Source organism: Wolbachia endosymbiont of Drosophila barbarae, assembly GCF_044752445.1.
GTDB classification, from domain to species: domain Bacteria; phylum Pseudomonadota; class Alphaproteobacteria; order Rickettsiales; family Anaplasmataceae; genus Wolbachia; species Wolbachia pipientis.
The window spans coordinates 1-5,840 of record NZ_JBIXJM010000215.1 but is presented as its reverse complement, the minus strand read 5'-3'; the positions used below and the strand labels follow the sequence as shown (position 1 = coordinate 5,840).

The window sequence follows — 5,840 nt, the reverse complement described above, 5'->3', positions numbered from 1 at the left end:
AATCTTTTCGTCGTGCTGTTGATTCTGCCTTCCTATGACCTGTTCGGACTATTATGAGAAATGCTATAAATCCAGATTTGCAGCTTCGGTCTTGTCAATACTTGATCCTTGAGAATTGAATTTATGATCTGAATGGTGCTCAAAGTAATCTGCAATTCCTTCCATTAATACTGTTGGTAAAGATTCGCCTCCTTTAGCCAAGTAAGTTAAACCATGTGCAAATTCATGCTGAAGGTTATGAACGCCACCTTGCTGGTAGACGTACATTTCAGCAAAAACATCAGCTTTCCCTTTGTAGTAACATTTACCACCTTCGTCTCCAAGGTAAGAACCGAAACGCTCGCTTCCGCCAAGGTGAGTGTAATCATCCTTGTCATCAAACATATAAATTTTAAATGTTTGTTCTGAACTGCCGCGTTCTAACTTGAATGTATCTTTAAAACTAGTAGCTGTTTCTCTTATCTCACTTTCAATGTTAGCAACTTTACTTGCTCTTAAATTGTGAGAATAAACCTCTACTTTAATATTTAAATCTTCAACTTCTGTAACATGTGGCGAATTAAACCCTTTGCCGTTATTGTTGAAGTATCCTTCTTTAGTTATATTTTTATTTACTTGTTGACTAATTGTCATAATTTTAACCTCTAATTTGCTGATCTTTCAATATCAAGCATAAAGTAATTTCCCTAAAAAAAACGTAAATCCCTGTATTAATATAATTTATATCTTAATAAATAAAGTATAGATAGTTAACTTAATATGTAAAATTTAGAATATGGCTGAAATTCTATACAGCTATATTCCGGAATCACATTGGACAAGGACAAAAGCAAAGTGGTTTATTGACTTTCATTCCACCAAAGCACTATACTAAAACCACGATGGGTAATTAGCTCAGTTGGTAGAGCACTTGCTTGACGTGCAAGCGGTCGCTGGTTCGAACCCAGTGTTACCCACGTTTTTGTTTATGAAAAGATTTTATATGACAGCAGTGCATAACGGTAAACACTCAGCAGCGCAGTCCAAGCGCTTAATCTATTCCATAATAATAGTTGCGATAACAATGTTTATGGAAATAGTAGGTGGAATAATTTCACATTCGCTTGCTCTATTATCAGATGCAGGGCATATGCTCACTGACCTCTTTGCCTTGGTTTTAAGCTGGTTAGCACATAGGTTTTCAGCTAAGAAATCCGATTTGCAGAGATCATACGGATATCATCGATTGCAGATAATTGCAGCATTTGTTAATGGTTTAACTCTATTCCTCATTGCAGTAATCATTATAATTGAGTCAATAAAGAGGTTTATTTTTCCAGTCAATGTTGAGTGGAAAGTAATGTTAATAATTGCTACACTCGGTCTTGTCTCTAACATAATAGTCTTTTTTATATTACATAGTAAATGCGAGAGCAATATAAACATAAAAAGTGCTGTACTACACGTTATAGGAGATATTTTAGGTTCTGTAGCTGCTATACTTGCATCTATAATTATCATGCTTACTGGATGGCAAATAGTAGATCCAATCTTATCAGTATTTGTTAGTGTGATAATTCTAAATAGCGGCTATAAAATTCTCAAAAATTCTTGCCATATACTCCTTGAAGGTACGCCTGAGGGTATATCTGCTGAAGAGATAAAAAGTAAGATCACATCAGAATTACCTGAAGTGATAGATGTGCACCACATACATACATGGTCGCTGTCTGATAATTATTTTATAATTACCATGCATGCTAAAATAAAGCAAAATGTGCAGCACACCAATGTTTTATATGAAATAAAAAAAATATTGCTAGATAAGTTCGAGATAGCACACTCTACAGTCGAGATCGAATACGATGAGTGTGCGGATAATAAGATACTTAAACATTGACGTTTTAAATTATTATGCTATTACTAGAGTGTAATGATGTTGAAGGTAAGCTATGATAGGTATTTCTCAAATACAATTTCCTTCAAAGGATTCTAGTAAGCTAAAATTTGTTAGCTACTTTGGAGCTTTTGTCTCGTTAAGCATTATCACTAATCCTGTTAATGTTCTTTTTTCTCTTGGTACTATGTTCTTCAGGTCTGAAATTAAAACTCTTTATATCTACAAAGAAATAAAAACGGCAAAACAGCAAAAAATGAGCAAAAGGGAATGTTGGGAAATATTTTTTAAAAACAATACAATCAAGGTAGCAGCCTTCCTCTTGTTTTCTGCTTTCATAACATATCTAACTTTCACTACCACTCTCTTGCTTATTTCGTTGCTGGGAACTATACCACTTACAATGCTATTAATTTTATTGCAGAGTGAACTAAGGCCAAAAGATTTTAACCCATTTACGCTGCTTAAAGCTTCTATAAATTTCTTTTTGGAAGGTATAAAAGAGAATTTACGTGGTATGGTTAATAGTTTTGATGTTAAGCTTGAACATTTACTGCCCCATCAATTAAATGATGATATCATTAAAAATATTGATAAATTAAAAGGTAAGTATAGTGAACAAGTACCTGAAGACGTAATCAAAAATGATGAATATATTCAATTCATTGGATATATAAACAATTCATATGAGTTTAGTGATGAGGATAAAGGAAGAGTAATTGCATTTTTAGATGACTTTTGCAAAGATGATCAAAAGCATAGCTCCGGCTTTACAGGTGGGCAGGTTCTGCTTTTAGTTTTAAGGGCTTGCAATGATGGAGACGGAGAAGCCGTTAAGAGTAAAAAGGATGCATTGATTTCTAATTTAATTGATAGCCAAACTTTCTCTAGAAAAGAGCGAATTCCTAACACTTGCTTCACCGGTATTATCTATAGAATGTTAAGCACGCTAGAGGGTATCCATCCTGATCCAGAAATTAGATTTACTCCCCCAAGGGAAATGTTGCTCTCAGAAGCACAAAATAAAGCACGTGAGTTTATGTTAGACAGGTTAAAAAACAAGAAAAACAATAAAGAAATTCTTAAGGCTTGGTATGACGTTCAAAATGGTTATGAAGACGATGAAAGTCAAAAAATAGTTGATGATTTTATTTCAGAAGTAAGTATTCCTTTAATGAGAAAATTATTGAGTATTACTTCTCAATATAGTGAACAAATTGTGCTGACGTTAATGAAAAATATTAGCTCTATAAAGTTAAATAAATTACAATGTTGTGAGCTGGTTCAGCACATGAGAAATAAACTGCAGGAGCATGATTTAGATGACCAAGAAAGTTTACTCGAAAACATCGGAAAAAAAGTATTCTTAGAGCTATTAAATCGAGATCTACTCGAGACAGATTTTTCTCTCAAGGATTCATCTTTGGATGGAGCTAAGAGAATAGCTAATAAGATAATAGAAGAAGAAGTAGCAGAATTTAAATTAAAGGCTGAGAAGACTATTGAAGGTCAGATAATTAGCATGTTAGATGGGTTAAGAATGCTCCCAAGAGAAAAAAGATGTTATAGGGTATATGTAGAACTCAGTAAAAATAACGAAAATGATAAGGAAAAAATAAAGGAAATTTTGCAAGAAAGGTTAAAAGTAACAAAAGCAGCAATGGATGAAATGTTAAAAAAAGGAGCTTCACATAAGCTAGAGTTAGAAATTGAAAGTGTATATGAAGGAAATAAAGATCACGTTACTCAACTTTATGAAAAAATAAGAGAAACAAAAAAGGAATTCATTGAAGATGGTCTTTTAACACCTCAAGAAGTAGAGAATATAACAAAAGCAAAAATCATAGACTTAAACAAAGAGGACAAAATCATACTGTCAAGCAATTTGTCTCGTAGTTTAAGTGTCAATAATTTGGCAGTACATTATCTGTAAAATTTATACTCTTTACCTTGCAGAAGATTCACAATATTTCTGTGGTGTTTTAGGAAGACCAGTGCTCCTATAATTAGTAATGTTAAGAACAAATTCCTCTGAAAAAAAAAGGACCATGCTACAGCCGTTGAAGTAGCACTGAGTGAAGCAAGGGAAGAGTATCTAAAGGCAAGAAAGACTATTATCCAAATTATTACGAATACTAAAGTAATATCGATGTTAAATGCTATCAGTATCCCTAGAGTGGTTGCAACGCCCTTTCCTCCACTGAATTTTAGCCAAATAGGAAACATGTGTCCTAAAACTGCTAAAATTGCAGATACATATATATAAAAATCGTTATTATCACAAAATTGTTGTGCTATATAAACGGCAATAAATCCCTTAAAGGAATCCAGAAATAATGCCAAAGCAGCAAGAAATTTATTTCCCGTCCTTGCAACGTTTGTAGCACCAATGTTTCCTGAACCTACTTCTCTTAAGTTTATCCCTTTTATTCTTGTAATGATTAAGCTAAACGGTATTGAACCGAGTATGTAGGACAGTATAAGGACTACATACTTTTCCATTATACCAAGAACCTAATTAATTTTATTATTCCTCAGCCTTTTTAGGTAGCACTGAACTTCATTGTTAATCTGATTACTAAACAGTATAAGCGCTGTCATGTTGATGAGAGCTAAACAAGAGAATAAAGTTCCACCGATATTGGCAATAGCCATTATATCTTTAGAAAGACCAGAGAAAAACGCCACAATTATTACCGCTATGCGGTATATCACTATACTTTTTGCACCGAATAAATATAGCCACCCCATTTCACAACAATATACAAACGAAATTACTGAAGAAAATGCAAACAAAGGAGCAGCTACTGTTAGAAGGATAGGAAACCATGGAGAAACTGTCTCAAATGCTTTGTGAGTAATTAATATTCCCTCACCAACACCTGTTTGGTATGCACCTGTTATTACTATTGTTATTCCTGTTAAACAGCAAATTAACATTGTGTCAAAGCATGGTTCTATCATAGCGACTAGTCCAGTTCTTACTGGTTCTTCATCTTTAGTTGTTGCATGAGTAATTGAAGCAGAACCAACACCTGCTTCGCTGGCAAAGATTGCCCTTTGAATTCCAGCAACAAATGCTCCTACCATCCCTCCGCCAACAGCATTGAAATCTATCATAGTGGAAAATAATATTTTCAACGTATAACCAAGGTTATGAATATTAAATGCAATAATAATAATACAACTAAAGATATATATAAGTGACATAATAGGCACTAGTGCAGAAGATACTCTAGCTATCCTTTTAATTCCGCCAATAATCACTAGAGCAAGCAGCGCAGAAATTATGGAAGAAAGAAACCAAGAGTGACCATCTACCCAACTTGAATAGCCAGATAATATTGAAACCATTTGGTTGGTTTGAAATGCTACACTTCCACCAAGACCTGATAATACAAAGAATACTGCATACATGGCAGCCAGCACAATACCAAGTTTTTTAAATCCAAATTCCTCCAGACCATTCCTTATATACTGAAAGGGACCACTAAACAATTGGTCCTGATCTTCTGTTCTATGTCTAAACGCCAACGTTACCTCAGCAAATTTTGCTGACATACCAAAAAAACCTGTAATCATCATCCAAGGCACCGCTCCTGGTCCACCCATTGAAACTGCAATTGCGACTCCAGCAACAGTTCCAAGGCCTACTGTGCTTGAAAGTGCAGTCATAAATGCCTGAAAATGCGTAATATGACCATCATGGTGATTCGTGTCATATTTTCCACATAAAATAGCAAACGCATGCTTAAACATTCTTATGTTGAGAAATCCAAAACGTAATGTTAGAAACACATAACCAAAAACTAGTAGAAGGATTATAAATGGCACGTAAAGGATCTTGAAAAACAGTACTTCATTCATGAAGTTATTTATTCCATTCAACACAGCGTCATAACTTTCGTAAAAACCTGAAGCAGCGTACACATCATTAAATAATAGGCAAAATAACACCATACAA

General features: G+C 34.1%; 5 protein-coding genes and 1 tRNA gene. 3 read left to right on the top strand and 3 right to left on the bottom strand.

Annotated features, from left to right (window positions below; translation table 11 throughout):
* Positions 1–63: 63 nt before the first annotated feature.
* The gene (locus ACIPNH_RS04930) at positions 64–633 is read right to left on the bottom strand and encodes a hypothetical protein (RefSeq protein WP_400772034.1); all 570 of its coding nucleotides are present in this window, start codon (positions 631–633) and stop codon (positions 64–66) included.
* A 250-nt stretch (positions 634–883) separates the two neighbouring features.
* Between ACIPNH_RS04930 and ACIPNH_RS04925 the strand changes: the two genes are divergently transcribed.
* From ACIPNH_RS04925 to ACIPNH_RS04915, 3 genes are all read left to right on the top strand, one after another.
* Positions 884–956: transfer RNA gene (locus ACIPNH_RS04925), tRNA-Val, on the top strand.
* Between the two features lie 26 nt (positions 957–982).
* The gene (locus tag ACIPNH_RS04920; protein ID WP_006280506.1) at positions 983–1,879 is read left to right on the top strand and encodes a cation diffusion facilitator family transporter; all 897 of its coding nucleotides are present in this window, start codon (positions 983–985) and stop codon (positions 1,877–1,879) included.
* A gap of 52 nt (positions 1,880–1,931) precedes the next feature.
* Positions 1,932–3,809 (top strand): hypothetical protein, encoded by a 1,878-nt coding sequence (locus ACIPNH_RS04915; protein ID WP_400772031.1) that lies wholly within the window; start codon positions 1,932–1,934, stop codon positions 3,807–3,809.
* Here ACIPNH_RS04915 and plsY read toward each other — a convergent pair.
* A complete protein-coding gene (gene plsY / locus ACIPNH_RS04910; RefSeq protein WP_010963004.1) occupies positions 3,800–4,378 on the bottom strand; it encodes a glycerol-3-phosphate 1-O-acyltransferase PlsY in 579 nt (192 codons plus the stop codon). The genes ACIPNH_RS04915 and plsY overlap by 10 nt on opposite strands.
* A gap of 12 nt (positions 4,379–4,390) precedes the next feature.
* Positions 4,391–5,840, bottom strand: a 1,450-nt coding sequence (locus tag ACIPNH_RS04905) for an alanine/glycine:cation symporter family protein (RefSeq protein WP_400772029.1), incomplete at its 5' end; no start/stop codon positions are given.

Bases quoted from the DNA above. Each gene is read 5' to 3' on its own strand.
- ACIPNH_RS04930 (WP_400772034.1), bottom strand. From the start codon at position 633: ATGACAATTAGTCAACAAGTAAATAAAAATATAACTAAAGAAGGATAC.
- ACIPNH_RS04920 (WP_006280506.1), top strand. From the start codon at position 983: ATGACAGCAGTGCATAACGGTAAACACTCAGCAGCGCAGTCCAAGCGC.
- ACIPNH_RS04915 (WP_400772031.1), top strand. From the start codon at position 1,932: ATGATAGGTATTTCTCAAATACAATTTCCTTCAAAGGATTCTAGTAAG.
- plsY (WP_010963004.1), bottom strand. From the start codon at position 4,378: ATGGAAAAGTATGTAGTCCTTATACTGTCCTACATACTCGGTTCAATA.